The sequence below is a fragment of the Streptomyces sp. XH2 genome (assembly GCF_049725035.1).
In the GTDB taxonomy this organism is placed as follows: Bacteria; Actinomycetota; Actinomycetes; order Streptomycetales; family Streptomycetaceae; genus Streptomyces; species Streptomyces roseoverticillatus.
Genome location: NZ_JBMMMZ010000002.1, coordinates 399,218 through 425,307, shown reverse-complemented (window position 1 = coordinate 425,307; position 26,090 = coordinate 399,218). Strand labels below are relative to the sequence as shown.

Here is a 26,090-nt window from a genome sequence, read left to right as displayed (position 1 = left end):
GATCTGCGGCTCCGCCGCGTGGGCGCGATCAGCCGCGCACGGCCCGCGGCCGGCGGAAGAACGTCACACCCCGGCCGGAGGCCACTCGTCGCCCCAGTCCGCGTCCCGCGCCACCTTGTACGCGTCGCCATGCCGCTTCGTCACCGTCTCACGGGTCAGGCCGTCCTCGGGCGTGCACAGTTCGAGGAGGACCTGGCCCTTGCGGATCTGCGGCTTGCGGACGATGCGGGCGGGCACGGCCTCGGAAGCCTCCGGCAGGGAACCCCGCACGGCCGCCACGTACGCGAACTTCTCGTCCTCGTACGCCAGCGAACCGCCCTTGACCTGCCGGTGCAGCGAGGAGCGGCTCACCCGCGCCGAGAAGTGGCACCAGTCCTTGCCCGGCTCTATGGGGCACGCCCCGCTGTGCGGGCAGGGCGCGACGACGCGGAAGCCGGCGGCGATCAGCCGGTCGCGCGCCTCGATGATCCGCAGGTAGCCGTCCGGCGTGCCCGGCTCGACGATCACGACCGCCTGCGCGGCGCGGGCGGCCTCGGCCACGACCGCGGCCCGGCCGGCGTCGGTCAGCTCCTTCAGGACGTACGAGACGGTGACGAGGTCCGTGCCGTCCGGCACGCGCAGGCCGTCGCCGATGATGCCCCGCTCCCAGCGGGCCGCGCGCAGGGCCGGGTCGGAGGCCGTCCCGGCGAGCTCGGCGCCGAGGGCGAGGGCGGGGGCGGCCCAGTCCAGGACGGTCGTCTCCCGGACCGTGTCCCCGTCGCTCTCCCAGGCGGACGCCACGGCCCACGTCGCCGCGCCCGTGCCGCCGCCCACGTCGACGTGCGAGGCGGGGACGAAGGCCGGCAGCCGGTCGCGGAACGCCTCCAGCGCGGAGCGGACGGCCTCGAACGTCGCCGGCATGCGGTAGGCGGCGTACGCGGCCACGTCGGAGCGGTCGCGCAGTACGGGGGCGTCGGTGGGGGTCAGCCCCCGGTAGCTGGCGATCAGCCGCTCGACGGCCTGAGCGGCCTGGCGGGGCGGCAGTCCGTCGAGGAGGCCGGCGAGCGCGGAGCGGAGTTCCTCACCGGACCGGGGGAAATGGGGGGCGTGCATTTGATGGAGTCTATGCGGGCACGGTGGCGGCTCCGCCGAGGCCACGACGAACGGCAGTCCCGGCACCGCCGGGCCGCGCCGTCGGGGTGACTCGCCGTCGCGGCGGAGGAGCCTGCCGGGGCGGAAGCCCCGGCAGACCGGCCGCACCGTGAGGACCGGGCTCGCCCGCGCCGCGGCTGCGTCGAGGGCAACGGCTCGGAAGATTCCTCCGCCGCGACGGCGAAAGACCACCACGTACGTGACCGGCGGTGCCGGACCGGACGGCGGCGAGGCCGGCGCGGGCACGGCTGCAGCCGAAGCGCGGACCGCGCACCGTCCCCCGCCCCCGCCCCCGCCGGGAGGCTACCGTCGCTGCCAAGGCCGGCACAGGCCCAGGAAGCACGCCGCCGAGGCGACCGCGCACACCAGCTGCACCGTCGCCATCGGCACCGCCGTGCCCTCCCCCGCGATGCCCACGAGCGGGGAGACCAGCGCGCCCAGCAGGAACGTGGACGTGCCCAGCAGGGCCGAGGCGGAGCCCGCCGCGTCGCGGGAGCGCATCAGGGCCTGGGCGTTGGTGTTGGGCATGGCGAGGCCCATCGCGGACATCAGGACGAACAGCCCGCCCGCGATCGGCGCGAGACCCGCCTTCCCGAAGACCCCGGAGGCCATCAGCAGCAGGGCCGCGGCGGCCAGGGCGATCACCACGAGGCCGACGGCGAGGGCCTTGTCGAGGCTGACCCGGCCGACGAGCAGCTTGCCGTTGATCTGGCCGACCAGCACGAGGCCGATGGAGTTGAGGCCGAAGAGGAGGCTGAAGGTCTGCGGGGAGGCCCCGTAGATGTCCTGGACGACGAACGGCGACGCCGAGATGTAGGCGAAGAGCGCGGCGAAGGCGAAGCCGCCGGCGAGCATGTAGCCGGTGAAGACCCGGTCCGCGAGGAGGGCGCCCATGGCGCGCAGGGCGGCGCCGAGGCCGCCGGCCTGGCGCTTCTCCGGCGGGAGGGTCTCGTGGAGGAAGCGCCACACGGCGAGGGTGAGCAGCACGCCGACGGCGGTGAGGACGACGAAGACGCCGCGCCAGTCGGTCAGGCGCAGGATCTGGCCGCCGATGAGGGGTGCGACGACGGGGGCCACGCCGGAGATCAGCATGAGGGTGGAGAAGAAGCGGGCCATGGCCACGCCGTCGTAGAGGTCGCGCACGACGGCCCGGGCGATGACGATGCCGGCGGCGCCGGCGAGGCCCTGGACGAGGCGGCAGCCGATCAGCAGCCCGGCGGTGGGGGCGAGGGCGCACGCGGCGGTGGCGAGGACGTAGACGACCATGCCGGCGAGGAGGGGGCGGCGGCGCCCCCACTTGTCGCTCATGGGGCCGACGACGAGCTGGCCGAGCGCCATGCCCATGAGGCAGGCGGTGAGGGTGAGCTGGACGGTGGCGGCGGGGCTGTGGAGCGCGCCGGTGACCTCCGGGAGGGCCGGGAGGTACATGTCCATGGAGAGCGGTGGCAGCGCGGTCAGGCCGCCGAGGACGAGGGTGACGATCAGGCCCGTGGCACGGGCCCCGGATATGCCGGGGCCCGCGGGGTCCCGTTCGGCGGGCCGGGCGGGCTGCTGCTGCTCGGCCGTGTCCTGGCCGGGATCCGTCATGCGTCGCGCTCCATGGGTTGTCGTCCGTTCAACCATGGTGTCATGACCGCGGCCAATACTTGGGTCTTACATGTTATTCAGGGGGCCGATGTGACGGGACGCACGGGTTCCGGGGCGCGTCACGCCCCGTGGAGCCCCGGCGCGCCCGCTTCCGAGACGAACGACGCGGCGGTCGCGATGGGCGCGCCCGGCGTCGTGACCTTCGCGATCGTACGGAAGTCGCCCCGCACCCGCTGCGGGTCGAGCGTCACCACCACGTAGCCGCGGCGCCCGTCGTAGTACTTCAGGTGCGGATTGGCGGCGAGCGTCGTCTCCCAGTCCGGGGGCCGCTCGTCGCCGTCGAAGCCGCTGGAGACGGAGGTGCCGAGGAGCTCCACGCCGAGCGTGGCCGAGTCCGGGTCGTCGAAGTCCTTCTTCACGTCGTACGCGAAGTGGACGTGGTCGTCGCCGGTGAGGACCACCAGGTTCCGGACGCCGGCCTGTTCGACGCCGTCCAGGACGCGGCCGCGGGAGGCGGAGTAGCCGTCCCAGGTGTCCATGCTGACGCGGGCGTCGTCGTCCGGCGTCTCCTTGTGCTGGGAGAAGGCCACCTGCTGGGCGACGACGTTCCAGGTGGCGGTGGAGGCGCGGAAGCCGTCGAGGAGCCAGCGCTCCTGCGCGTCGCCGGTGATCGTGCGGGCCGGGTCCCGCGTCTCGGGCCCGGGGGTGTGCCAGCCGTCCCCGTAGGCCTGGTCGGAGCGGTACTGGCGGGTGTCGAGGATGTCGAACTGGGCGAGCCGCCCGTAGGAGAAGCGGCGGTACAGGTTCATGTCCGGCCCGGCGGGCCGCTGCGGTCTTCTCAGCGGCATGTTCTCCCAGTAGGCGCGGTAGGCGGCGGCGCGGCGGGCGCGGAACTGGTCGACGGGGTCGTTGTCCTGCGAGATGTCGCCCGCGTAGTTGTTCGCGACCTCGTGGTCGTCCCAGGTGACGTACCAGGGGTGGGCGGCGTGCGCGGCCTGGAGCTCGGGGTCGGACTTGTAGAGGGCGTAGCGCTGGCGGTAGTCCTCCAGGGTGAGCGTCCAGTGGTCGTAGAAGGACGGGAGCGGGTTCGCCAGCCGGCGGGCGCCGCCCTGGGCGTTGATGGCGTTCTCGTAGATGTAGTCGCCGACGAAGAACACCGCGTCGAGGTCCTCGCGGGCGAGGTGGCCGAGGGCCGTGTAGTAGCCCTCGTCGAACTGCTGGCAGGAGAGCAGGCCGAAGCGGGCGGTGGCGACGTGCGCGTCGGGCCGGGGCGCGGTGCGGGTGCGGCCCACGGGGCTGATCCAGCGGTCGGCGCGGAAGCGGTACCAGTAGACGCGGTCGGGTTCGAGGCCGCGCAGGTCCAGGTGGACGGTGTGGCTGTCGGCGGCGGGCGCGTCGGCGGTGCCGCTCCGCACGAGGCGGCGGAAGGTGTCGTCCTCGGAGAGCTCCCACTGGACGGCGATGCTGCCGTCGGCGGGCAGCCCGTTGCCCGGCTCGTGGGGCGCGGGGGCGAGCCGGGTCCACAGCACCACGGAGTCCGGCAGCGGGTCGCCGGAGGCCACTCCGAGGGTGAACGGATTTTCGGAGAGGGGGGTCATGTGTTCAGACTGCGCGCGGGTGGGGCGGCTGTGAAGGGGTGCGGCGCGGGCGGGAGCCGGCGAGCGCGCTCAGAACCCGGCCCCGTCAGGCCCGCGCCGCAACCCCGCCGCCTCCCGGGCCAGTTCGGTCACACGCCCCCAGTCGCGGCGCGCGAGGACGTCGCGGGGCAGCATCCACGAGCCGCCCACGCAACCGACGTTCGGCAGGGAGAGGTACGCGGGTGCCGTGGCCGGGCCGATGCCTCCCGTGGGGCAGAAGCGGGCCTCGGGCAGCGGCGAAGCCAGGGAGGCGAGGTACGGGGCGCCGCCCGCCGCCTGCGCGGGGAAGAACTTCATCTCGCGCACCCCGCGCTCCAGCAGGGCCATGACCTCCGACACCGTCGAGACGCCGGGCAGGAACGGCACCCCCGCCGCCCGCAGCGCCGCGAGCAGCGGGTCCGTCCAGCCGGGGCTCACCAGGAAGCGGGCCCCGGCCCGCACGGCCGCGGCGGCCCGGGCCGGGGAGAGGACCGTGCCCGCGCCCACGGCCGCCTCCGGCACCTCCGCGGCGACGGCCCGTATCGCGTCGAGGGCCGCGTCCGTCCGCAGGGTCACCTCGATCGCCGGGAGCCCGCCCGCCACGAGCGCGCGGGCGAGGGGCACGGCGTCGGCCGCGTCGGAGAGGACGGCGACGGGGAGGACGGGGGCGAGGCCGAGGACGGAGGCGGTCACGCCGCCATCCTGTTCCCCTGCCACGGCTCACGCAACGGGCGTTGCGTCATGCGCAACGGGATGTGACGGCCCCTACAGCTCCGTCACGATCACGTCCAGCGCCCACGGCCTCCCGCCCTTCGCCGGGGCGCTCCCCTCCACCGCGTACCCCAGGTCGCGCAGCGCCTCCGCGAGTTCGCCGGGCCCGCCGGGCTCCGCGCCCGCCGTCAGCAGGTCCCGGACCAGCCGCCCCTTGGTGGCCTTGTTGAAGTGGCTGACGACGGACCGCTTCTCGACCCCGTCCACGACCTTCGCCTGCAGCACCCGGACCGTCGCCGTCCGCTCCGCGACCTCGCCCTTCGGCTTCCACGCGGCGGCGTAGGCGGCCGACCTGAGGTCGAGCACCAGCCCGTCACCCGCCTCCTGCGGCAGGTGGTCGTCCATGACCCCGCGCCAGTACGCGCCCAGCGCGCCCAGGCCCGGCAGCTTCACGCCCATCGAGCAGCGGTACGAGGGGATCGCGTCACCGACGCGGACCGCGCCCCACAGCCCCGAGAAGACCAGCAGGGACCGCTCCGCCCGCTCCCGCGCCGCGGCGTCCAGCGAGGCCAGGCCCAGCGCGTCGTACAGCACGCCCGTGTAGACCTCCCCCGCCGGGCGGGTGCCCGCGGTCCGCAGCTCCGCGTTCTTGGCGATCTCACCCCGCAGCCCCGGGGACAGGCCGAGCACCTCCGCGGCCTTGTCCTCGTCGCCCGCGCACAGCTCCACGAGCTCCGTCAGCACGGCCTCCCGCGCCCCGGTCAGCCCCGGCAGCGACAGCGCACCGACCTCCAGCACGGCCCCGGCGCCGGTTCCGACGGCGGCGGCCTTCCCCTCGGACGGCGGCAACAGCACGAGCACGGTGTCTTCTCCCATCGGTACGGATACGGGTCGAGTCGACGAGCCTAATTCCTTCCGTTCCTGGCGCCGCACCGTCACCCGCCCCTCACCCGCCCGGCGCCGCCGCGCCGCTCGCCGTGCCCTGCGCCCGCACCGGAAATACGCTCGTCCCATGCCACGGCGCAAGATGCACGTGACCGACGCGGACGGCAGCCCCCTGCGGGCCGCCCTGCGCAGGCTGCGTGAGGACACCGGCGTGACCGAGGACTTCCCGGCGGCCGCCCTCGCGGAGGCCGAGCAGGCCGCGCGGCAGCCCCGCCTCCCCGCGCACGACGCCACCGACCTGCCGCTCTTCACCATCGACCCGCCGGGCGCGAAGGACCTCGACCAGGCCATGTACCTGGAGCGGCGCCGGGGCGGCGGCTTCCGCGTCCACTACGCGATCGCCGACGTCGCCGCGTTCGTCCGCCCCGGGCAGGCCCTCGACGCCGAGACCCACCGCCGCGCCATGACCCTCTACTACCCCGACGGGCGCGTCCCCCTGCACCCCGGCGTCCTCGGCGAGGGCGCCGCCAGCCTCCTCCCCGACCACGACCGGCCGGCCCTGCTGTGGCGCTTCGACCTCGACGCGGACGGCCGGGTGACGGCGACCGGCGTACGGCGCGCGCTCGTCCGCAGCCGGGCCCGGCTCGACTACGCGGGCGTCCAGCACGCGATCGACACCGGCATCGCCGAGGAACCGCTGGCCCTGCTGCGCGACATCGGGCTGCGCCGGGAGGCGCTGGAGCGCGCCCGGGGCGGGATCTCGCTCAACGTGCCCGAGCAGGAGATCGTGCGCCGCGACGGCCACTACGAGCTCGCCTACCGCGCTCCCCTGCCCGCGGACGGCTGGAACGCCCAGGTGTCCCTGATGACCGGCATGGCCGCGGCCGACCTCATGCTGCGCTCGGGCACCGGCATCCTGCGCACGCTCCCCGCCGCGTCCGAGCGCGCGGTCGAACGGCTGCGGCGCGTGGCCGCCGCCCTCGGCGTCACCTGGCCGGAGGACATGCCGTACGGGGCGGTGATCCGCGCGCTCGACCCGTCCCGCCCCCGGCACGCGGCCTTCCTGCAGGAGTGCACGGCGCTGCTGCGGGGCGCCGGCTACACCGTCTTCGACCGCGAACGCCCCACGGAACGCCCGGTGCCGGCCGATCCGGGCCACGCCGCCCTCGCCGCCCCGTACACCCACTGCACCGCTCCCCTGCGCCGCCTCGTCGACCGCTACACCGGCGAGCTGTGCCTCGCCGCCGCCCGCGGCGCCGGACCGCCCGAGTGGGTGCGGGCCGCCCTCGACGCCCTGCCCGGCGAGATGGAGACGGGGGCGCGGCGCGCGGGCCGGGTGGAGCGGGAGTGCGTGGACCTGGTCGAGGCGGCGCTGCTGCGCGACCGGATCGGCCAGGTCTTCGACGCGTACGTGGTGGACGTCCAGGAGGACCGGCCGACCGCCGGCACCGTCCACCTCTACGAGCCCGCCGTGATCGGTCACGTCGAGGGGGACAGGGACGGGCCGCTGCTGGCGGCGGGCCACCGGATGCGGGTGCGGGTGATCGAGGCGGCCCCGGGCCGCGACAAGGTGTGGTTCACACCGGCCTAGCGGGCGGGCTCGGCGGCCATGAGCCCCCGTATCGCCTCGACGGCGGCGTGCGGCTCGTCGGCGTGGAAGCGGACCGTACGGACCTCGCGGGGCCGCCGGAAGAGCCGGGTGACGGTGACGGGACCGGTGAGCTCGACGGTGACGGAGGTCTGGGAGGCGACGGGCACCTCAAGGGTGCCGTCCGGGGTGCCGCTGCCGGGAAAGAACAGGTCGCGGCGGACGGCGCCGATGAGCGACGCCGGGATGCGCAGGTCCAAGGTGGCGCCCTGGCGGATCCGCAGCCCCTCCGGGCCGGCGGTGTGCGGGCGGACGACGCTGCCGGCGTGGAAGCCGAGGACGAGCAGCAGGGTGTAGACGTCGAGGGCCAGGACCACCCAGTGGAGGACGGGGTACGCGGCGGTGAAGAAGGACATCCCCGCCGTCTCCACGACGCACACGAACAGGAAGGCGTACATCGTCGACGCCTGGGCCCGGGCGTAGGGCAGCGCCCGGACGCCGTCGCCGACGCCGTCGCGGCGGCGGGTGAGCCACAGCGCGAGCCCGGCCCAGACGCGGGCCTCGTGCACGGCGAACGCCCTCGCGAGGCTCATGCGGCCGGCTCCTCTCCCGTGACGATGCGGATCGCCCGGCGCAGGGCGGCGGCCTGGGCGGGGGCGAAGTCGGCGAAGAAGGCGGCGAGGAAGGGATCGTCGCCCCCGGTGCGCCCGGCCGTGCCCTCGGCGAGCCCGGGCGGGACGACCGCGGCGAGCGCCCGCGCGGCCTCCTCCACGCGGGGATCGCCGGGGTCCACGGGCTCCGTGACCGCGGCCAGGGCGTCGAGCAGCGCGTAGGCCTCGTAGACCCGCCGGACGTCGCCGGGGCCGCGGAAGGCCGAGCGCAGCTGCTCCAGCAGGCGGTCCCGCTCCCCGGGCCCGGCCGCGGTCTCCAGGAAGGCCAGCAGCTCGCGGTCCTTCGCGGCCATGGCGGGCTCGGGGCCGGGCAGGCCGCGGGCGGCGTGCGCCAGCTCGCCGAAGAGGTCGGCGAGCCCGGCGGAGACCGGCCCCTCCGCGGGCAGCCCGCCGGTGCCGGCGCGGCGCAGCAGGTCGGCGAGACGGGCGCGGCGGGCCCGGATCGCCTCCTCCTGCCGGGCCAGGTCGGCGTCCAGCTCGGCGAGGACGTCGCGCAGCTCGCGCCCGGCGTCGTCGGCCAGGACGTCCCGCACCTCGTCCAGGCCGAGGCCCAGCTCGGTGAGGCGGCGGACGCGGGCGAGCGCGACGGCGTCGCGGAGCCCGTAGACGCGGTAGCCGTTGGCCCGCCGCGCGGGCTCGGGCAGCAGCCCCAGGTGGTGGTAGTGCCGCACGGTCCGGGTACTGACCCCGGCCAGCGCGGCGAGCTCTCCGATCCTCATGCGATCACCGTCATGGAACCAGTAGAGACGTTGACGCTGCGGCAAGGTCAAGGACCGGGCCGAGGACGCCGGCGCGGTGGGGGCGGGGCGGAGACCCGGGCGGAGACCGGGCGGCGATCGTGACAGCCCCCGCCAGGTAGCATGGTCGGCACGGCGGACGAGCCGGCCGGGCGGCCGCGTGGGATCTTCGGATCTCCCGAGGAACGTCCGGGCTCCACACGGCAGGGTGGTGGGTAACACCCACCCGGGGTGACCCGCGGGACAGTGCCACAGAAAACAGACCGCCGGGGGCCGCAAGGCTTCCGGTAAGGGTGAAACGGTGGTGTAAGAGACCACCAGCGCCTGAGGTGACTCAGGCGGCTAGGTAAACCCCACCCGGAGCAAGGTCAAGAGGGGCCGCTTCACGGCGGCCCTGCGCGGACGTTCGAGGGCTGCCCGCCCGAGTCCGCGGGTAGACCGCACGAGCCTGCCGGCAACGGCAGGCCTAGATGGATGGCCGCCTCCCCGAGGGCCGCAAGGCCCCCGGGAGACAGAACCCGGCGTACAGGCCGACTCGTCCGCCGCCCCCCTTTTTCTCCTCCCCCTGCGGGGGCGGGACTCCCTTTCCGCCGCGCGGTGTCCCGCTACAGCCAGCCGTTCTGCCGCGCCGCCCGGACCGCTTCCATGCGGTTGCGGGTCTGGGTCTTGCCGATGGCCGCGGAGAGGTAGTTGCGGACCGTCGCGGGCGACAGGTGGACCTTCGCCGCGATGTCGGCCACCGTCGCCCCGTCGACCGCCGCCGCGAGGACGTCGCGTTCGCGCTGGGTCAGGGGGTTGGGGCCGGCGCTGAGGGCGGCGGCCGCGAGGGCCGGGTCGATGACGCGCTCACCGGCGAGGACGCGGCGGATCGCCGCGGCCAGGTCCTCGACCGGGCCGTCCTTGACGAGGAAGCCGGCCGCGCCGGCCTCCATCGCGCGGCGCAGGTAGCCGGGGCGGCCGAAGGTGGTGAGTATGAGGACCTGGCAGGCGGGCATGCGGGCGCGCAGGTCCGCGGCGGCGTCGAGGCCGCTGCGGCCGGGCAGTTCGATGTCGAGGAGCGCGACGTCCGGCTTCGTCTCCAGGGCCTTGGGAACGATCTCGTCGCCGTCGCCGACCTGGGCGACGATCTCGATGTCCTCCTCCAGCCCGAGCAGCAGCGCGAGCGCGCCGCGCATCATTCCCTGGTCCTCGGCGAGGAGCAGCTTGATCATGAGCGGTGGTCCTCCTCGGACTCCGAGTCCACGGGCAGTTCGGCCACGAGCCGGAAGCCCTTGCGCCCGTCCGGGCCGGCGGTCAGGTGGCCGCCCGCGGCGGCCAGCCGCTCGGTCAGGCCCTTGAGGCCGTTGCCCGGCGAGCCGGCGGTAGCCGTGTCCGAGCCTACGCCGCTGCCGTTGTCCGTGATCTCCAGGCGTACCTGGTCGGTCTCGCCGCGCACCTCGACCGTGCAGCGGCCGGCGCCGCTGTGCCGGACGACGTTCGTGACGCCCTCCCGTACGACCCAGCCCAGCAGGGCCGCGCTCTGCGGCGGCAGCGGGGGCCCGGACTGGCGGATGTCCGGGGTGATGCCGGAGGCCTCCAGGAGGGAGCGGGCGCGGTCGAGTTCGGTGGTAAGGGTGGATTCGCGGTAGCCGGTGACGGCCTCGCGGATCTCGGTGAGGGCCTGCCGGCCCACGGCCTCGATGTCCGCCGCCTGTCCTATCGCGGCGTCCAGGTCGCGCGGGGCGAGACGGCGCACCGCCTCCGCCTTGACGACGACGACGGACATGGTGTGGCCGAGCAGGTCGTGCAAGTCGCGCGAGAACCGCAGCCGTTCGCGCTCCACGGCGCTGCGGGCCAGCTCCTCGCGGGTGGCGCGCAGTTGGGCCACGGTCTCGAAGAGGCTGAGGATCGCGGCGGTGACGAAGCCGGAGAGCAGGGTGCCGTAGGCGACAGTAAGGGTCTCCGACGGGCCGCCCCGGAAGCTCGCGATCACTCCAGCCGAGCCGGCGATGGCGAGGACGACGATGCCCAGGCGGCGCCCGCTCTCGGTCAGCCCGCGCCGCAGCACGATGCCGGTGGCCAGCGACAGCAGCGGGAAGCACAGCAGCCAGTCGCCGCCGTAGCCGATCGTCAGCGCGTACGTCATGACGGCCAGTCCGGCGAGTGAGAGGACCGGAAGGCGGGTCGTCCGCTGCTGCTTGTCCAGGCCGGTGAAGACCGTCATGGCGTACAGCACGGCGAAGGCCAGCACGCCCAGTCCACCGAGCCAGGGCAGCGGCACCTCGCCCCGGAACAGGCCTTCGACGTCCCCTGTGAGCATGAAGAGCCAGGGCAGGAAGGCGAACTTCCCCGGGGGTTTGTGCCGCTCAATCTCGGACTTGCGGCCGGCCTTGCGCGCGGACTTGCTGTCGGTCATGGCTCAGACTCTACGAAGTGCGCCGCTGAGCTGGGCAGATGCAAGTGTGGGCGGCCACCCGTGACATTTGTCCCGGGCCCGGCTATACATGGGGTCCATCGGATCGGCTAGAACGCGTTCTAGGAAGGTTCCCGATGCCCATCGACGCACGCCAGGCCGTCGCCGCCGAGCCCCGCCGCACGTCCCTGACCTGGGACCACAAGGACGTCCTGCTCTACCACCTCGGCATCGGCGCCGGCACCCCGGCCACCGACCCGGACGAGCTCCGCTACACCCTCGAAAGCCGGCTGCACGTCCTGCCGAGCTTCGCGACCGTCGCCGGCGGCGGCATGGCCCAGACCGGCGGCCTCGCCGCGCCCGGCATCGACATCGACCTCGCCGCCGTGCTCCACGGCGGGCAGTCCGTCGAGGTGCACCGGCCCCTCCCCGCCCGCGGCGCCGTCTCCCACACCTCCCGCGTCACCGCCGTCCACGACAAGGGCAAGGCCGCCGTCATCGTGCTGCGCGCGGAAGCAGCCGACGCCGAGGGGCCGCTGTGGACGAGCGAGAGCCAGATCTTCGTCAAGGGCGAAGGCGGCTTCGGCGGCGAACGCGGCAGCTCCACCCGCCTGGAGCAGCCCGCCCGCACCCCCGACCACACCGTGGAGCGCCCCGTCCGCGAGGACCAGGCCCTGCTCTACCGCCTCAACGGCGACTGGAACCCCCTGCACGCCGACCCCGACTTCGCCAAGCGCGCGGGCTTCGACCGGCCCATCCTGCACGGCCTGTGCTCGTACGGCATCGCCCTCAAGGCCGTCGTCGACACCGCGCTCGCCGGGGACGTCACCCGCGTCCGCGCCTACCGCACCCGCTTCGCCGGCGTCGCCTACCCCGGCGAGACGCTGCGCGTACGGATGTGGCGCGAGACCCCGGCGCCCGGCCGGATCCAGGTGACCGTGACCGCCGTGGAGCGCGACGACGCCCCCGTGCTCGCGGACACCGTCGTCACGCACGGCTGAGTCCGCGGCCGCACCCGTGGGACACCCACCGGATGCGACCCGCACGGCCCCGCCGTAGCGGCGGAAACGGCAGCGGAAACAACAGCCCGCCGCCGGGGCGAGGCCACCACGACGGCGGGAGTCCGGCGGATCCCGCAGCCACCGCAACCGACACGCACTGCGCATCGGAAACCGCGTCAGAGGAGTGGTCATGCGCGCAGCCGTACAGCACGAGACAGGACGGCCCGAGCTCGACGTCCGCGACGACGTCGAAGCGGTGGGCTTCGGCCCCGGCAAGGTCCGGCTGCGCATGCGGGCCACCGGGCTCTGCCACTCCGACCTCTCCGCCATGACCGGGGTGCTGCCCCAGCTCGTCCCCTTCGTCCCCGGCCACGAGGGCGCCGGGGAGGTCGTCGCGGTCGGCGACGGCGTCACCGGACTGCGGCCCGGCGACCGCGTCCTCGTCTGCTGGCTCCCGTCCTGCGGTGGCTGTCCCGCCTGCAAGCGCGGCCAGACCCAGCTGTGCCTGGCCGGCCTCATGGCGGCCGGCGCCCCCAACTTCCGCCTGGGCGGCTCCGGTGCCGACCTCTTCGGCTTCGCCGGCACCGGCACCTTCGCCGAGGAGGCCGTCGTGGGCGCGGGCTGCGCCGTGCCCATCCCGGACGACCTGCCCTACGACATCGCCGCCCTCATCGGCTGCGGCGTCACCACCGGCCTCGGCGCCGCCCTCAACACCGCCGACGTGGAGGCCGGTTCCTCCGTCGCCGTCATCGGCTGCGGAGGCGTCGGGATCTGCGCGGTCCAGGGCGCGCGGGCCGCGGGCGCCGCGCAGATCGTCGCCGTCGACCCGGTCGCCTCCCGGCGCGAGGCCGCACTGCGCTTCGGCGCCACCGAGGCCGTGCCGCCCGACGCGCTCGCCGACGCCCGGGCGCGCGTCACCGGCGGGGAGGGCTTCGACTACGCCTTCGAGGTCGTCGGCACCTCCGCCACCGCCCGCGCCGCCTACGACGCCACCCGGCGCGGCGGCACCCTCTGCGTCGTCGGGGCGGGCGCCATGGACGACCTCTTCCAGGTCAACATGTTCGAGCTGTTCTTCGACGAGAAGAAGATCCTGCCCTCCCTGTACGGCGGCGGCGACGTCCGGCGCTCCTACGAACGGGCCATCAGCCTGTGGCGGGCCGGCCGCATCGAGCTCGCGGGCCTCATCACGCACCGGGTCCCGCTGTCCGGCGTCAACGACGCGCTGGAACAGATGCGGACGGGCGAGGCGCTCCGTACGTGCATAGAGATCTGAGGGGGGTGACGGACATGGTGTCCCTGCACGGCAGGACCGCGATCGTCACCGGCGCGGGGCGCGGCCTCGGCCGCGCCGAGGCCCTCGAACTGGCCCGGCTCGGCGCCCACGTCGTCGTCAACGACTACGGGCAGCCCGGCCCGGACGGCTCCGGAGAGGCGTCCTCCGGGCCCGCCGAGGCCGTCGCCGCCGAGATCCGGGCGGCGGGCGGCCGGGCCACCGCCCACGCCGGCGACGTCGCCGACTTCGGACAGGCCCGCGATCTCGTACGGCTCGCCGTCGAGACCGGCGGCGGCTCGCTCGACGTCCTCGTCAACAACGCCGGCATCCTGCGCGACCGCATGCTCTTCTCCATGAGCGAGGACGAGTGGGACGCCGTGATCCGCGTCCACCTCAAGGGCCACTTCAACACCCTGCGCTTCGCGGCCGCACACTGGCGGGAGCGGGCGAAGGCGACCGGGCGGCCGGTGTACGGACGGGTCGTCAACACCTCCTCCGAGGCGTTCCTCATCGGCTCGCCCGGCCAGCCCAACTACGCGGCGGCCAAGGGCGGCATCGTCGGCCTCACCACGTCGACGGCGGAGGCCCTGCGCAAGTACGGGGTGACGGCGAACGCCATCTGCCCGCGGGCCCGCACCCGGATGACGGAGCAGGTCTTCGCCGGCGTCGGCGCGCCGGAGGCCGGCGGGCCCGACCCGCTGGACCCCGGGCACGTCGCGCCGCTCGTCGGCTACCTCGCCGCGCCGTCCGCGGCGGGGGTGACCGGGCAGGTGTTCCTCGTGCACGGCGGGATGGTCGCCGTCATGGAGCGGCCGAAGGTCGCGGCGCGGTTCGGCACGGCGAAGGACGTCTTCACCGCCGAGGAGCTGGACGGCCTCCTCACCCCGCACTTCGCCGGCCGCCCGCCGGGCGAGACGTTCGCGGCACCGGAGGTGTGGCGGCTGGGCCCCGGCTGACGGGGCGCCGGCTCACATGGCGCGGGGCCCCGGAAACGCCTCGGGCGCCGGGGGTCTCCGCTGAGCGGGACCACCCGGCGCCCGAGGGCTGACCGGAGCCGTGGACGGCTGCGGTCAGTGGCCTTCCGGCGTACGGCGGTGCTTGCCGTGGGCGGGTGCGCTGTTGTCGTCGGGGGAAGCGGGACCGCGGTGCCTGCCGGAGCCGGCGGCTGCGGCCTGGGCGGACGCCTCAAGGGGGCGCGCCTCGGTCGTGTCGGTTCGGGCGTCGGGCATGGGGAAAGTCACTCCGTCGGATGGGGATGCGTGCTGTGCGCGTAGGGGCTGCCACGGCAGTGGCGCACGGTGTCGGCGGACGCCGACACGCCCTCCGCGCACGGCCGTTCGGCTCACGAAACGGTGTCCGCCCGGTACAGCCACGCAACCCCCGCCCGGATTCTAACGGGACCTTGATCGCCGAGGCCACCCGGCCGGGCGGCGAGTCGGCTCCCGCTGCACGCACCTTCCGGGACCTTCCGGGGCGCCTCTCGGCGCGCCGCTTCAGGTCCGGGGCTCCCGGCCCAGCGGGGCCTGCTGCAGGGGCACGGGCCTGGACGCGGCCGCCGACCACGCTCCCGGCATGGCCGCTCCGGAGAGGCCGTGGGCGCCGGCGGGGTCCACGGCGGTCCAGACCGAGGCGGGCGACTCGGCGCGCTCGGCGGGCGCCGTGCCACCGGTCGGGGGCATGGCCACGGGCCCCTGCGGACCCGCCTGCGGCACGCCGGGTGACAGCCCCTCATGCGGCCGCTCCAGCAGCGGGCCGTCCTGCGGCGGGACGGGAACGCGGAGCAACGGCATCTGCGGCGGCGCGGCGGGGGGCGCCTGCTCGGCGTGGGCCCGGGGGCCCGGCTGCGGCGGCGTGTCCGCCCGGGGCGCTTCCCGCACCGGCGGAAGCGGCGGCTCGGAACACGGCGCGGAGGTGGCCGTCGGGCGGGGCACCTCTTGCAGCAGCGACGCGGGCTGCGGCGGCGCGGCGGCCGACTCGGGCCGGGGCAGCAGCGGCGATACGGGCCGCGCGGCCTCGTGCGGCAGCGGTACGGCAGTGCTCGCCTCGGGCCAGGGCAGCGGCGGCGATGCGGGCCGCGGGGCCTCGTGCAGCGACGGTGACTGCGGCGGTACGGCAGAGCTCGCCTCGGGCCGGGACGACGGCGATGACGCGGGCCGCGAGACCTCGTGCAGCGAGGGTGACTGCGGGGGTACGTCGATGCTCGCCTCGGGCCGGGACAGCAGCGACGATGACGCGGGCCGCGGGGCCTCGTGCAGCGACGGCGGCTCCGACGCCACGGGAGACAGCTGCGGCGGCACCGGTCGCAGGGCCTCGCCCGCCGGCGGCTGCAGCGCCCCCGGGGAGAACTGCTCCGGCCGGGCCGCCCGCAGCGGCTCAGGCTGCGGGGCCTCACGCAGCAACGGCGCTTGCGGCGCCCCCGGAGGTGTCTGTTCCGGCCGCGCCCCGGTGAAGGCCGGCTCCGGCGGCTCGGGCTGCGGGACCGTGCGCAGCGGCGGCGCGCCGAGGGGCGCCCGGCCCGGTGCCGGCTGCGGCATCCCGGGCGCCGCGCGGGGCAGCCCGTGCAGCAGCGGAACCGGCTGCGCGGCGGGCGCCACCGCCGGCTCCGGCTCCGGGCGAAGCCCGTCGTGCCGCGTCTGCGCCTGCGGCTGCACTTGCGGCTGCATCCCGGGAGAGGCCGGCTCCGGCCGCGGCACCTCCTGCAGCAGCGGCTGCTCCTGACCGGGCCCCGGACGGGGCACTTGCAGCGACGGCGCCGGCCGCCCCGCCCGGGGCGCCGCGCGGGGCGCCGCGCGGGGCGCTTCTTGCCGCAGCGGAACCGGCTGCGCGGCAGCCTCCTGCGCCGGCGGCTGCTCCTGGCCGGGGCCCGGACGGGGCACCTGCGGCAGCGGCTGCGACGCGGGCCGCGAGGCCTCCCGCGGCGCGGCCGGCGCCCCGGCCGGCGCCGACGGACCCGCCGCGCCCCGCACCTCGCCCGCCGCCGGCCCCGCCCCGCTCGTGGCACCGCCGCGCCCGCCGGTATCCCGTGTTTCTCCGCGCTCGGCCTCCGGCAGCCGCAGGCGGGCCAGGCCGCAGCGCACGTAGGGCGTCACGAACGGCAGCCGCAGCTCGCCGCCGCTGGTCCACAGGCCCGCGCCGACGAGCCAGCCGGCGGGCGCCGGGAACTGCTGGAGCTGTTTGCCCGAGGGGCGCCAGACGCCCACCCAGCTGCCGGTCGCGCCCTCGACCCGGAAGGAGACCGCGCACCCTTCGGGGGTGAGCTCCTGACCGGGCTGGGTGGCGAAGGGGGTGAGCACGGCGCCCGCGGGGCGCAGGCACTCGGGGAAGCGGACGGGCCGGGCGGAGCCGAGCACGCCCCAGCCGAGCCGGTCCTGCCCGGGGGCGTCGGAGCGGACGAGGAGGAGGCCGCTGTACGGGTCGGCGAGGAGCAGCCGGTCGTTGCTGTCCTCGGTGATCTGGAGGAGCGGGCTGGTCTCGCCGCCGCGCTCCAGGTCCACCACGACGGTCTTGGTGCGGCCGTCCAGCTCGCGGTCGAGGGCGAGGAGCCGGCCCGTGCGGTCGAGCCAGGCGCCGCCCGTGCAGCGGCCGGGCACCTCGACGACCCGCTCGGGCCCGAAGGCGCCCCCGTGCAGCCGCCACAGCGCGGTCGAGCGCTCGGCGTGGACGAGCCCGTAGGCGGAGGAGCCGCCCGGCGCGGGGGGCAGCAGGGAGAGCCGGGCGCACTCGACGGCGCCGACCGGCAGCTCCCCGGTGCCGGGGCCGGTGGGGTAGAGCAGCGAGAGCGTGTGCCGCTCGGCGACCCGGCGGCGGATGAGGACCCGGCCGTCGGCGAGCGGCTGGACCTCGCTGTCGGGCTCCTCGGGCTGGCTGCCGGGCAGCGGCACGGCGTAGGGCTCGGGGCCGTCGAGGGTCCAGCGCTCGGGGAACCAGCCGCCCGTGGCGCCGTCGAGGGCCAGCCGGGCGGCGTACGAGCCGTTCGCCGTGACCGTGAACGCCGGGCGCCTCATGTCCGTCGAGCCACTCCGCGGGGTGCTCTGCGGGGTGCTCTGGGGGGCACAGACCGTCATGAGAAACGTCACCTCCGGCACAGAACGTAGTTATCGCACTTCCTGCCGAACAATGAGAGTCGGCCCGCTTCACGCGTAAGGGTGGCTCTTGTCCGATTCGCCTGAGGGGTACGAGGAGGGTGTGCTTCGCGCGTTCCATGCCGTCACGTAAGGTAAGGCGAGCCTAAGTAGTCGCGGGGGGTGGCTGAAGAGGCCCCCTTGACCACCCGCCGGCCGTGACGGCCGGTCGGCCGGACCCGACCCTGGAGTACGTGATGTCCCTTCGCCGCCGCGGCACCGCCGCCGTCGCCCTGTCCGCAGTCGCCGCGCTCGCCCTCGCGGCCTGCGGCTCATCGGACGGCGGGAACGGCAAGGACGACGGCAGCGGCTCGAAGGCCGTGTCGGAGAGCGGCAAGGACTTCGGCAAGGCCGGCGAGCAGACGGCGAAGATGGGCACCGACGCCGCGCCCGGGCAGTTCCCGCGCACGATCAAGCACGCCCTCGGCACGACCGAACTCAAGGAGCGCCCCAAGCGCGTCGTCGTCCTCGACGTCGGCGAGCTCGACAACGTGGTCTCGCTCGGTATCCAGCCGGTCGGCTGGGCTCCCAGCGAGGGCAGCCAGGAGCTCCCGGAGTACCTGAAGAAGGACGCCGGCGACCCGAAGAACGTCGGGACGATCAACAACCTCAACCTGGAAGCCATCAACGAGCTCCACCCGGACCTGATCCTCGGCAGCAAGCTGCGCGCGGAGAAGAACTACAAGGACCTCGCCAAGATCGCCCCGACCGTCTTCTCCGTCCGCCCGGGCTTCACGTGGAAGGAGAACTACCTCCTCAACGCGGCCGCGCTCGACAAGACCGCCGAGGCGAAGAAGAACCTCGGCGCGTACGAGGCGAAGGCGAAGAAGCTCGGCGAGGACCTCGGCGGGAAGAAGCCCACGATCTCGATGGTCCGCTACCTGCCGCAGTTCACGCGCCTGTACGCCGGCCAGTCCTTCATCGGCACGATCCTCAAGGACGCGGGCCTGCCGCGCCCGAAGAACCAGCAGGCCGACAAGCTCGCCGTGGAGATCAGCCCCGAGCAGATCGACCAGGCCGACGCCGACTGGATCTTCACCGGCGTCTACGGCGCCCCGGACAAGACCAAGCGCGACACCGTCCAGGACAACCCGCTGTGGAAGAACCTGAACGCGGTCAAGGAAGGCCGCGCCAAGGACGTCTCGGACGAGACCTGGTACCTGGGCCTGGGCGTCACCGCCGCGGACAAGGTCCTCGACGACCTGCGGGGCTTCCTCGTGAAGTGACGCCCGGCGTGCGCCCCGGATCGGGCGGAGCCCGCGCGGGCACGGCGGACAGGTAGCCTTTCCTCCGTGCCCGCACTGTCTGAAGTCATCGCCGCCCTCGACGCCCTCTGGCCCCCGGAGCAGGCCGAGCAGTGGGACGCCGTCGGCACCGTCTGCGGCGACCCCGCGGCCCCGGTCGGCCGGGTGCTGTTCGCCGTCGACCCCGTGCAGGAGGTCGTCGACGAGGCCGTGGCGCTCGGCGCCGACCTGCTGGTCACCCACCACCCGCTCTACCTGCGCGGGACCACGACCGTCGCGGCCTCGACCTTCAAGGGCCGCGCCGTGCACACCCTGATCAAGCACGACATCGCCCTGCACGTCGCGCACACCAACGCCGACCGCGCCGACCCCGGCGTCTCCGACGCCCTCGCCGGCGCGCTCGACCTGCGCGTCACCGGCCCCCTCGTGCCCGATCCGGCGGACCCGGCAGGCCGCCGCGGCCTCGGCCGCGTCTGCGAGCTCGACCCGCCCATGAGCCTGGCCGCGTTCGCCGAGCGCGCCGCCAAGCACCTGCCCGGCACGGCGCAGGGCATCCGGGTCGCCGGCGACCCGGAGCGCACCCTCCGCACCGTGGCCGTGTGCGGCGGCTCCGGCGACTCCCTCTTCGACGAGGTGCGCGCCGCCGGCGTCGACGCCTACGTCACCGCCGACCTGCGCCACCACCCCGCCTCCGAGGCCCAGCAGCACAGCCCGCTGGCGCTCGTCGACGCGGCCCACTGGGCCACCGAATGGCCGTGGGTGGAGCAGGCCGCCGCCCAGCTCGACGAGATCTCCGACCGGCACGGCTGGGGACTGCGCACCCACGTCTCCAAGATCGTCACCGACCCCTGGACCGCCCACGCGGCGTCCACCGTCACCAACCACTAACAGGAGCCCCCAACTGAACGCCGCGCCCGCAGACCAGATCCGCCTCCTCGACCTCCAGGCGCTGGACACCCGCCTCGGTCAGCTCGCCCACAAGCGCCGGAGCCTGCCCGAGCACGCCGAGATCGCCTCCCTCGAGGCCGACCTCACCCAGCACCGCGACCTCCTCGTCGCCGCGCAGACCGAGGAGAGCGACACCGCCCGCGAGCAGACCAAGGCCGAGCAGGACGTCGACCAGGTCCGCCAGCGCGCCGCCCGTGACCAGCAGCGCCTGGACACCGGCGTCGGCATGTCCGCGAAGGACCTGGAGAACCTGCAGCGCGAGGTGGCCTCGCTGGCCAAGCGCCAGGGCGATCTGGAGGACGTCGTCCTGGAGGTCATGGAGCGCCGCGAGTCCGCGCAGGAGCGCGTCACCGAGCTGACCGGCCGCGTCGGCTCCGTCCAGGCCAAGGTCGACGACGCCGTCGCGCGCCGCGACGCCGCCGTCGCCGAGATCGACGCCGAGACCGCCTCGGTCACCAAGGAGCGCGAGATCGTCGCCGCCTCCGTCCCGGCCGACCTGCTGAAGCTCTACGACCGGCTGCGGGAGAAGCAGGGCGGCATCGGCGCGGCGCGCCTGAACCAGCGCCGCTGCGAGGGCTGCCGCCTGGAGCTGGACATCACCGAGCTCAACGAGGTCCGCGCCGCCGCGCCGGACCAGGTCGTCCGCTGCGAGAACTGCAGCCGCATCCTGGTCCGCACCAACGAGTCGGGCCTGTAAGCCCGATGGCTCCTCGCTTCATCGTCGAGGCGGACGGCGGTTCCCGGGGCAACCCGGGCCCCGCCGGCTACGGCGCCGTCGTCCTGGACGCGGTGACCGGCGAGGCGCTCGCCGAGGCCGCCGAGTACATCGGCACCGCCACGAACAACGTGGCCGAGTACCGGGGCCTCATCGCCGGCCTGGAGGCCGCGAAGGCCCTCGACCCCGCGGCCGAGGTCCGGGTCCGGATGGACTCCAAGCTCGTCGTGGAGCAGATGTCGGGCCGCTGGAAGATCAAGCACCCGGACATGCGGCCGCTGGCCGCCCGGGCGCGGGCGCTCTTCCCCGCGGGGCAGGTCGCCTACGAGTGGATCCCGCGCGAGGAGAACAAGCACGCGGACCGGCTCGCCAACGAGGCGATGGACGCGGGCAAGGCGGGCCGGCAGTGGGACGCGGGCGCCTCCGCGGCGGCGCTCGCCGAGCGGACGGCCGCCCGGACGGCCGTCCGCGCGGCCGGGCCCGAGGCCGAGCCCCTCGCGGAGCCCAAGGCCGCCCCCGTCGGCTGGGCCGCCCCCGCCGACCTCGGGGCGCCGACCACGTTCGTCATGCTGCGGCACGGCGAGACGGCCCTCACTCCGCAGAAGCGATTCTCCGGAAGCGGCGGCAGCGACCCGGAGCTGTCGCCCGTGGGCCTGCACCAGGCCGAGCGCGCCGGTGCCGCGCTCGCCGCCCGCGGCACCATCCAGGCCGTCGTCTCCTCGCCGATGCGGCGCTGCCGCGAGACGGCCGCGGCCGTGGCCGCGCGCCTCGGCCTGGAGGTCCGCGTCGAAGACGGCCTGCGCGAGGCCGACTTCGGCGCCTGGGAGGGCCTGACGTTCGCCGAGGTCCGCGAGCGCTGGCCCGACGACCTCGACGCCTGGCTCGCCTCCTCCAAGGCCGCCCCGACCGGCGGCGGCGAGAGCTTCGCCGCGGTCGCCCGCCGGATGTCCGTCACGCGGGACAAGCTCCTCGCCCGGTACGCGGGCCGTACGGTCCTGCTGGTCACGCATGTGACGCCGGTCAAGACGCTCGTACGACTGGCCCTCGGCGCCCCGCCGGAGTCCCTGTTCCGCATGGAACTCTCGGCGGCGTCGGTGTCGGCCGTGGCCTATTACGCGGACGGCAACGCGTCGCTGCGGCTGCTGAACGACACGGGGCACCTGCGGTGAGCCTGCGGCGGTGTTGCACCCGACTCGAGCTCGGTTCGGCACCGCCGGTCAGGCACGTGGTGGTTTCGCGCCGCTGCGGCGGAAGAAGTTGCCGACCGTAGCCCCGTAAGGGGCGCGGGGAACTGCGCGACCAGCCACGCACGGCCCGCAGCCGAACGACTGCCCGCCCGGCGGAGCCCCGCACCCGGCAGGCGCACCGCACCCGCCGGCGGGCGCACCGCACTCCGCGAACCCCTCACTCGCCCGCCCGCAGGGCCATCGCCTCCTCCAGCGCGGCGACGGCCACGACCCGCTGCCGCTCCCGTTCCTCGATGTCCTGCGCGCTCTCACCCGTGGCCGCGACCCGAGGGCATTGGGGGCACTGCCACCGGTCCGGGGCTCCGGGCGGCGGCGGGGTCATGGCGACCTCGCAATGGGGACAGTTCACGGTCACTCCTTCGACGTGGCCGCACGACGCGCAGACCCACACGGGCCCTTCCGCGTCCTGCTGCCGCCACGCAGTCCTCAGGCACTGCGCGCATCCGGTGGTGACGATCCCGGCCCGGCTCATGACAGGCGGCTCCGGGGTGGTGTCCGCGTACTCGATGATCCGTGCCCTGACCCGGTCGTCCGTGGTGTTGGCCATCCGGAGCAGGTGTGCGACGCGCGAGCGTGCTTCGTCAACGAAATCGTTCATGGCGGGAGCAGGCTACGGCGCGGGGAGCGGCGCCCGGGGCCGGCGGCGCACACGATCACCCTTGCGAGTGCCCCGCCCTTGCGTTCGAACTCATGCGAAGGACGTGCTCACGCGATGAACACGCTCACGCGAAGGGCACGTTCACACACGCCAGCCGCGCCCCCGCCGTGCCCGCCCGGCCCGGGGCCGTGTCGGTGGCGTGCTCGTGGATGACGACGGAGCGGGCCTCGCCGGGGCGGAAGCGCCAGGCGACCGAGGTGGACGACGCGCCGTCGCCCCGCCGGTCGGTGGTGAGGTCCAGCCAGACCTCGTTGCGCGGATTGGCGTACGCGGGGTCGGTGGAGGGCTGCTCGGGGTCCTTGACCTGCTGGTAGTGCGCGCCGGAGTCCTCGGGGCGGGTGCCGCACGGGTTCGTGTGGACGTGGGCGCCGAACGTGCGGTCCGGATCGACGCCGTACAGGCGCAGGTGGATGCGGGTGCCGTCGCGGCCGGTGCGTTCGGTGACGGTGACGCGGGCGCCCGGCGGGATCGCGTCGCCGTCGAACGTCACGGCGCGCAGCACATCGCCCGTGGGGTCGGCGAAGACGGCGCTGACGTCGGCGCCGTCCTTGTGGGCGTCGCCCGCGGGAGAGAGGCCCACGGGGGAGAGAGCGAGCGTCGATGCGGCGAGCAGCGCTACGGCGAAGGACATCTTCCGCCCCTTTCGGGAGCTTTGACAGCGGCTTCCTGCGTCCCCCGCTCGTGCTTCCCACGGTATCGGCCCCTCACGCACCGCGCGCGGCGGCCGGTGAGGACAATGAGCCGACCACCGCGTACCCCCAGGAGGACGACACATGCCGCCCAAGCCCGAGATAGTCGCCGCGTTCGAGGCGGCCAAGGGGTTCATGCCGCTCGACGAGGGGCTCGCCCTCCACGCCGCCGCCGAGGAGGCCGCGGGGCTGGGGCTGCCGCTGCTCGAAGTCGGCACCTACTGCGGCCGGTCGACGATCCTGCTGGCCGCCGCCGCCCGGGAGGCGGGGACGACGGCGGTCACCGTGGACCACCACCGGGGCAGCGAGGAGCAGCAGCCGGGCTGGGAGTACCACGACGCCTCGCTCGTCGACGAGACCGTGGGGCGGATGGACACGCTGCCGGTGTTCCGGCGCACGCTGCATCAGGCGGGGCTGGAGGAGCACGTGCTGGCGCTCGTGGGGCGGTCGCCGCTGGCGGCCTCGCTCTGGGGGAAGCCGCTGGGGCTGGTGTTCATCGACGGCGGGCACACCGACGAGCACGCGACGGCCGACTACGAGGGCTGGGTCCCGCACCTCGCGCCGGGCGGGCTGCTGGTCATCCACGACGTGTTCCCGGACCCGGCGGACGGCGGGCAGGCCCCGTACCGCGTGTACCTCAGGGCACTGGAATCCGGGGAGTTCACCGAGGTGTCGGTGACGCGGTCGCTGCGGGTGCTGCGGCGCGGACCGGTTACGGCGTAGGGTCCCTGCGCGGCGGGGCGGCGGCGTAGCATCGCCGGGTGTCCAAAGGCAGCTTTCCCCGCTTCCCCCGCTCGCCGCGCGCCGGCCGCCCCGGCCGCCCGGCCGGCTTCCGCACGCCCGTAGTCGTCGCGGTGGCGGCCCTGGTCCCGGCCGGGGTCGCGGGCTGGCTGCTGTGGGACGCGGAGGCGGACGGCGGGAAGAAGGCGCCGGTGGCCGCCGCGTCGGCGGCGTCGCCCGGCGGGGCCCCCGCGTCGCGGGCCCCGTCCCGGCAGCCCTCGCCGGAGGGCAAGGAGCCTTCGGCGCCCGGGTCGTCCGCGCCGGCGGACGCGCAGAGTCCCTCGCCGGCCGCGGCGGACGACGGGCCGCTGCCCGACGGGCCCCTCAAGGGCAAGGTGGTCGTGGTCGACCCCGGGCACAACATCCGCAACAGCGAGCACACCGCGGAGATCGACCGCTCCGTCGACATCGGCACGGGCCGCAAGGAGTGCGACACCACCGGCACGTCCACGGACGACGGCTACGCCGAGGCCTCGTTCAGCCTCGACGTCGCGCACCGGCTGCGCACGATCCTGCGGGCGCAGGGCGCCAAGGTGGTGTTCACGCACGACGGGGAGCGTCCGTACGGCCCGTGCGTGGACGAGCGTGCGGCGATCGGGAACCGGGCGCACGCCGACGCCGCCGTCTCCGTGCACGCCGACGGCTCGGCCGTCGGCAACCGCGGCTTCCATGTGATCCTGCCCGCTTCCGTCAAGGGCGGCCGCGCGGACACCGCGCCGATCGTCGGGCCGTCGAAGGAGCTCGGCGTGCGGATCGCGGGCCACTTCGTGCGGGTGACGCGCAGTGCCGCGTCCAACTACATCGGCGGCGGTACGGGCCTGGACACCCGCGGTGACCTCGGTGGCCTCAACCTCTCGACCGTGCCGAAGGTGTTCATCGAGTGCGGCAACATGCGGGACCCGAAGGACGCGGCCCTGCTGACGGACGGGGCCTGGCGGGAGAAGGCGGCGCAGGGTATCGCCGACGGCATCACGGACTTCCTGGACGGGTAGGTCCGAAGCGGGCCCCGGGGCCGCCGGCGCGGCCGTCCGCGCAGACCACGGGCTTGTCACGAGGCAGATACGAAGAAGACGCCCCGACCGTGCAGGCGATAGGTTCACCCGTACGATGGGGGGCCACCCCCGCGCCCCCGCATCCTCGCGTGCCGGCGACAGCGACGTTAATGATCACACTGACAAAGGACATGAGAGTGAACATCCGCTCCCTCACTCGAGGCGACGGCGTGGTGATCGGAGCAGCGGTGTTGCTGTTCATCGCCTCGTTCCTCAGCTTCTACTCGTACGACTGCGCGGGTTCGATCTGCCCCACGGAGCCCAACGGCTGGAAGGCCGGCCTCTTCCCCGTCCTGCCGTCGATCTTCCTCGCCGGGATCATCGCCGCCGGTCTCATCGTCGCCGCCCGCTTCCAGCCCGAGGGCCGCAAGCTCGTGGGCCTGGAGCTCGGCCAGTGGGGCACCGCGTTCGCCGTGTTCGCCGCGTGGTCCTCGCTGTGGACGATCATCGGCGGCGCCCAGGGCGTGTCCCCGGGCGTCGGCCAGATCCTGGGCCTCCTCGCCAACGCGGCCCTGGCCGCCACGGCGCTGATGACCCCGCGCATCCCGGCCCTGAAGGCCCCGCTGGTGAACGCCGCGGGCCCGCAGGCCCCGTCCCCGTACGGCGCCGGCCCGAACCCGGGCTACGGCTACCCGGGCCCGGGCGGTGCCCAGGCCGGTCCGTACGGCGGCGCCCAGCAGCCCTACGGCGCCCAGCAGGGCCAGCCGGACGCGAGCCTCGGCGGTGCCGCGGCCGCGCCGTCGCCCGCCGCCGGCCAGTCCGCGGCCCCGGCCGGGGACTTCGCCCCGTTCTGGTTCGCGGTGCCGGTGCCGCGCCCGCTGTACGGCGAGGACGGTTCGCCGACGCAGATCGCCGAGCTCGCGCCCGGCACGTGGTACCTCGCGGTGGAGCAGCGCGGCCAGGCCCTGGTCGCGCAGACGCAGGACGGCCGCCGCGGCCTGCTGCAGGACACGACGGGCATCCAGCGCGGCTGACGCGCGCGGTGCACGGACGGGGGGCCCGCCCCGGGTAAGCGCGGCGCGCGCGCCCGTGCGCGGCGCGGGG

Annotated in this window: 24 protein-coding genes and 1 other RNA gene; 12 read left to right on the top strand and 13 right to left on the bottom strand. The window is 75.1% G+C overall.

The window, feature by feature from the left end; genetic code table 11:
* Positions 1–63 precede the first annotated feature (63 nt).
* The 5 genes from ACOTKD_RS05550 to yaaA form a co-directional block, all read right to left on the bottom strand.
* Positions 64–1,092, bottom strand: a complete 1,029-nt coding sequence (locus tag ACOTKD_RS05550) for a small ribosomal subunit Rsm22 family protein (protein ID WP_424887728.1) — start codon at positions 1,090–1,092, stop codon at positions 64–66.
* Between the two features lie 342 nt (positions 1,093–1,434).
* Entirely contained in the window at positions 1,435–2,718 is a 1,284-nt protein-coding gene (locus ACOTKD_RS05545) for a multidrug effflux MFS transporter (RefSeq protein ID WP_424887727.1), read from the bottom strand.
* A gap of 119 nt (positions 2,719–2,837) precedes the next feature.
* A complete protein-coding gene (locus ACOTKD_RS05540; protein WP_424887726.1) occupies positions 2,838–4,316 on the bottom strand; it encodes an alkaline phosphatase D family protein in 1,479 nt (492 codons plus the stop codon).
* Positions 4,317–4,385: 69 nt separating this feature from the next.
* Positions 4,386–5,027 (bottom strand): bifunctional 4-hydroxy-2-oxoglutarate aldolase/2-dehydro-3-deoxy-phosphogluconate aldolase, encoded by a 642-nt coding sequence (gene eda, locus ACOTKD_RS05535; protein ID WP_424887725.1) that lies wholly within the window; start codon positions 5,025–5,027, stop codon positions 4,386–4,388.
* Between the two features lie 72 nt (positions 5,028–5,099).
* Complete coding sequence (gene yaaA, locus ACOTKD_RS05530) at positions 5,100–5,906, bottom strand: peroxide stress protein YaaA (RefSeq protein ID WP_424887724.1); 807 nt, start codon at positions 5,904–5,906, stop codon at positions 5,100–5,102.
* 151 nt (positions 5,907–6,057) lie between these two features.
* Here yaaA and ACOTKD_RS05525 point away from each other — a divergent pair, with 151 nt between their 5' ends.
* Positions 6,058–7,521, top strand: coding sequence for an RNB domain-containing ribonuclease (locus ACOTKD_RS05525; RefSeq protein ID WP_424887723.1), 1,464 nt, complete (start codon positions 6,058–6,060; stop codon positions 7,519–7,521).
* On the opposite strand, the gene ACOTKD_RS05520 is transcribed toward ACOTKD_RS05525, so the two are convergent.
* Both ACOTKD_RS05520 and ACOTKD_RS05515 read right to left on the bottom strand, forming a co-directional pair.
* Complete coding sequence (locus ACOTKD_RS05520) at positions 7,518–8,111, bottom strand: hypothetical protein (protein WP_424887722.1); 594 nt, start codon at positions 8,109–8,111, stop codon at positions 7,518–7,520. The two genes, ACOTKD_RS05525 and ACOTKD_RS05520, sit on opposite strands and share 4 nt — an antisense overlap.
* Positions 8,108–8,908 carry a MerR family transcriptional regulator gene (locus ACOTKD_RS05515; RefSeq protein ID WP_424887721.1) on the bottom strand — a complete coding sequence of 267 codons (801 nt, stop codon included), beginning with the start codon at positions 8,906–8,908 and terminating at the stop codon, positions 8,108–8,110. The genes ACOTKD_RS05520 and ACOTKD_RS05515 overlap by 4 nt, the downstream gene beginning before the upstream one ends.
* A 158-nt stretch (positions 8,909–9,066) precedes the next feature.
* On the opposite strand from ACOTKD_RS05515, the gene rnpB reads away from it, so the two are divergent.
* An RNA gene (gene rnpB / locus ACOTKD_RS05510) (RNase P RNA component class A) lies at positions 9,067–9,468 on the top strand.
* A 63-nt stretch (positions 9,469–9,531) separates the two neighbouring features.
* Here the strand turns inward: rnpB and ACOTKD_RS05505 are convergent.
* Together ACOTKD_RS05505 and ACOTKD_RS05500 are read right to left on the bottom strand one after the other, a co-directional pair.
* Positions 9,532–10,137, bottom strand: coding sequence for a response regulator (locus ACOTKD_RS05505; protein ID WP_424887720.1), 606 nt, complete (start codon positions 10,135–10,137; stop codon positions 9,532–9,534).
* Positions 10,134–11,321: a sensor histidine kinase gene (locus tag ACOTKD_RS05500; protein WP_424887719.1), complete on the bottom strand. Its 1,188-nt coding sequence runs from the start codon at positions 11,319–11,321 to the stop codon at positions 10,134–10,136. The genes ACOTKD_RS05505 and ACOTKD_RS05500 overlap by 4 nt, the downstream gene beginning before the upstream one ends.
* 134 nt (positions 11,322–11,455) lie before the next feature.
* Between ACOTKD_RS05500 and ACOTKD_RS05495 the strand changes: the two genes are divergently transcribed.
* The 3 genes from ACOTKD_RS05495 to ACOTKD_RS05485 all read left to right on the top strand — a co-directional run bounded on the left by ACOTKD_RS05495 (position 11,456) and on the right by ACOTKD_RS05485 (position 14,548).
* Positions 11,456–12,319 carry a MaoC/PaaZ C-terminal domain-containing protein gene (locus ACOTKD_RS05495; RefSeq protein ID WP_424887718.1) on the top strand — a complete coding sequence of 288 codons (864 nt, stop codon included), beginning with the start codon at positions 11,456–11,458 and terminating at the stop codon, positions 12,317–12,319.
* Positions 12,320–12,509: 190 nt separating this feature from the next.
* Positions 12,510–13,592, top strand: coding sequence for a Zn-dependent alcohol dehydrogenase (locus tag ACOTKD_RS05490; RefSeq protein WP_424887717.1), 1,083 nt, complete (start codon positions 12,510–12,512; stop codon positions 13,590–13,592).
* 14 nt (positions 13,593–13,606) lie between these two features.
* Positions 13,607–14,548: a 3-oxoacyl-ACP reductase gene (locus ACOTKD_RS05485; RefSeq protein WP_424887716.1), complete on the top strand. Its 942-nt coding sequence runs from the start codon at positions 13,607–13,609 to the stop codon at positions 14,546–14,548.
* A gap of 114 nt (positions 14,549–14,662) precedes the next feature.
* Here the strand turns inward: ACOTKD_RS05485 and ACOTKD_RS05480 are convergent, their stop codons facing one another.
* Positions 14,663–14,821, bottom strand: coding sequence for a hypothetical protein (locus ACOTKD_RS05480; RefSeq protein ID WP_424887715.1), 159 nt, complete (start codon positions 14,819–14,821; stop codon positions 14,663–14,665).
* Positions 14,822–15,085: 264 nt separating this feature from the next.
* Positions 15,086–17,596 carry a hypothetical protein gene (locus tag ACOTKD_RS05475; RefSeq protein WP_424887714.1) on the bottom strand — a complete coding sequence of 837 codons (2,511 nt, stop codon included), beginning with the start codon at positions 17,594–17,596 and terminating at the stop codon, positions 15,086–15,088.
* Positions 17,597–17,910: 314 nt separating this feature from the next.
* Here ACOTKD_RS05475 and ACOTKD_RS05470 point away from each other — a divergent pair, with 314 nt between their 5' ends.
* From ACOTKD_RS05470 to ACOTKD_RS05455, 4 genes are all read left to right on the top strand, one after another.
* Complete coding sequence (locus tag ACOTKD_RS05470; protein WP_424887713.1) at positions 17,911–18,939, top strand: ABC transporter substrate-binding protein; 1,029 nt, start codon at positions 17,911–17,913, stop codon at positions 18,937–18,939.
* Between the two features lie 66 nt (positions 18,940–19,005).
* Positions 19,006–19,845, top strand: coding sequence for a Nif3-like dinuclear metal center hexameric protein (locus ACOTKD_RS05465; RefSeq protein ID WP_424887712.1), 840 nt, complete (start codon positions 19,006–19,008; stop codon positions 19,843–19,845).
* Between the two features lie 13 nt (positions 19,846–19,858).
* On the top strand, positions 19,859–20,602 hold the full coding sequence (locus ACOTKD_RS05460) for a zinc ribbon domain-containing protein (protein WP_424887976.1): 744 nt from the start codon (positions 19,859–19,861) through the stop codon (positions 20,600–20,602).
* Between the two features lie 5 nt (positions 20,603–20,607).
* Complete coding sequence (locus ACOTKD_RS05455) at positions 20,608–21,789, top strand: bifunctional RNase H/acid phosphatase (protein ID WP_424887711.1); 1,182 nt, start codon at positions 20,608–20,610, stop codon at positions 21,787–21,789.
* A 235-nt stretch (positions 21,790–22,024) separates the two neighbouring features.
* Here ACOTKD_RS05455 and ACOTKD_RS05450 read toward each other — a convergent pair whose 3' ends face one another.
* Both ACOTKD_RS05450 and ACOTKD_RS05445 read right to left on the bottom strand, forming a co-directional pair.
* Complete coding sequence (locus ACOTKD_RS05450) at positions 22,025–22,465, bottom strand: hypothetical protein (protein WP_424887710.1); 441 nt, start codon at positions 22,463–22,465, stop codon at positions 22,025–22,027.
* A 124-nt stretch (positions 22,466–22,589) separates the two neighbouring features.
* Complete coding sequence (locus ACOTKD_RS05445; RefSeq protein ID WP_424887709.1) at positions 22,590–23,156, bottom strand: superoxide dismutase family protein; 567 nt, start codon at positions 23,154–23,156, stop codon at positions 22,590–22,592.
* Between the two features lie 142 nt (positions 23,157–23,298).
* Here ACOTKD_RS05445 and ACOTKD_RS05440 point away from each other — a divergent pair, with 142 nt between their 5' ends.
* The 3 genes from ACOTKD_RS05440 (at position 23,299) to ACOTKD_RS05430 (ending at position 26,020) form a co-directional block, all read left to right on the top strand.
* Positions 23,299–23,937 (top strand): class I SAM-dependent methyltransferase, encoded by a 639-nt coding sequence (locus ACOTKD_RS05440; protein WP_424887708.1) that lies wholly within the window; start codon positions 23,299–23,301, stop codon positions 23,935–23,937.
* A 38-nt stretch (positions 23,938–23,975) separates the two neighbouring features.
* A complete protein-coding gene (locus ACOTKD_RS05435; protein WP_424887707.1) occupies positions 23,976–24,986 on the top strand; it encodes an N-acetylmuramoyl-L-alanine amidase in 1,011 nt (336 codons plus the stop codon).
* A 197-nt stretch (positions 24,987–25,183) separates the two neighbouring features.
* Complete coding sequence (locus ACOTKD_RS05430; RefSeq protein ID WP_424887975.1) at positions 25,184–26,020, top strand: hypothetical protein; 837 nt, start codon at positions 25,184–25,186, stop codon at positions 26,018–26,020.
* Positions 26,021–26,090 lie beyond the last annotated feature (70 nt).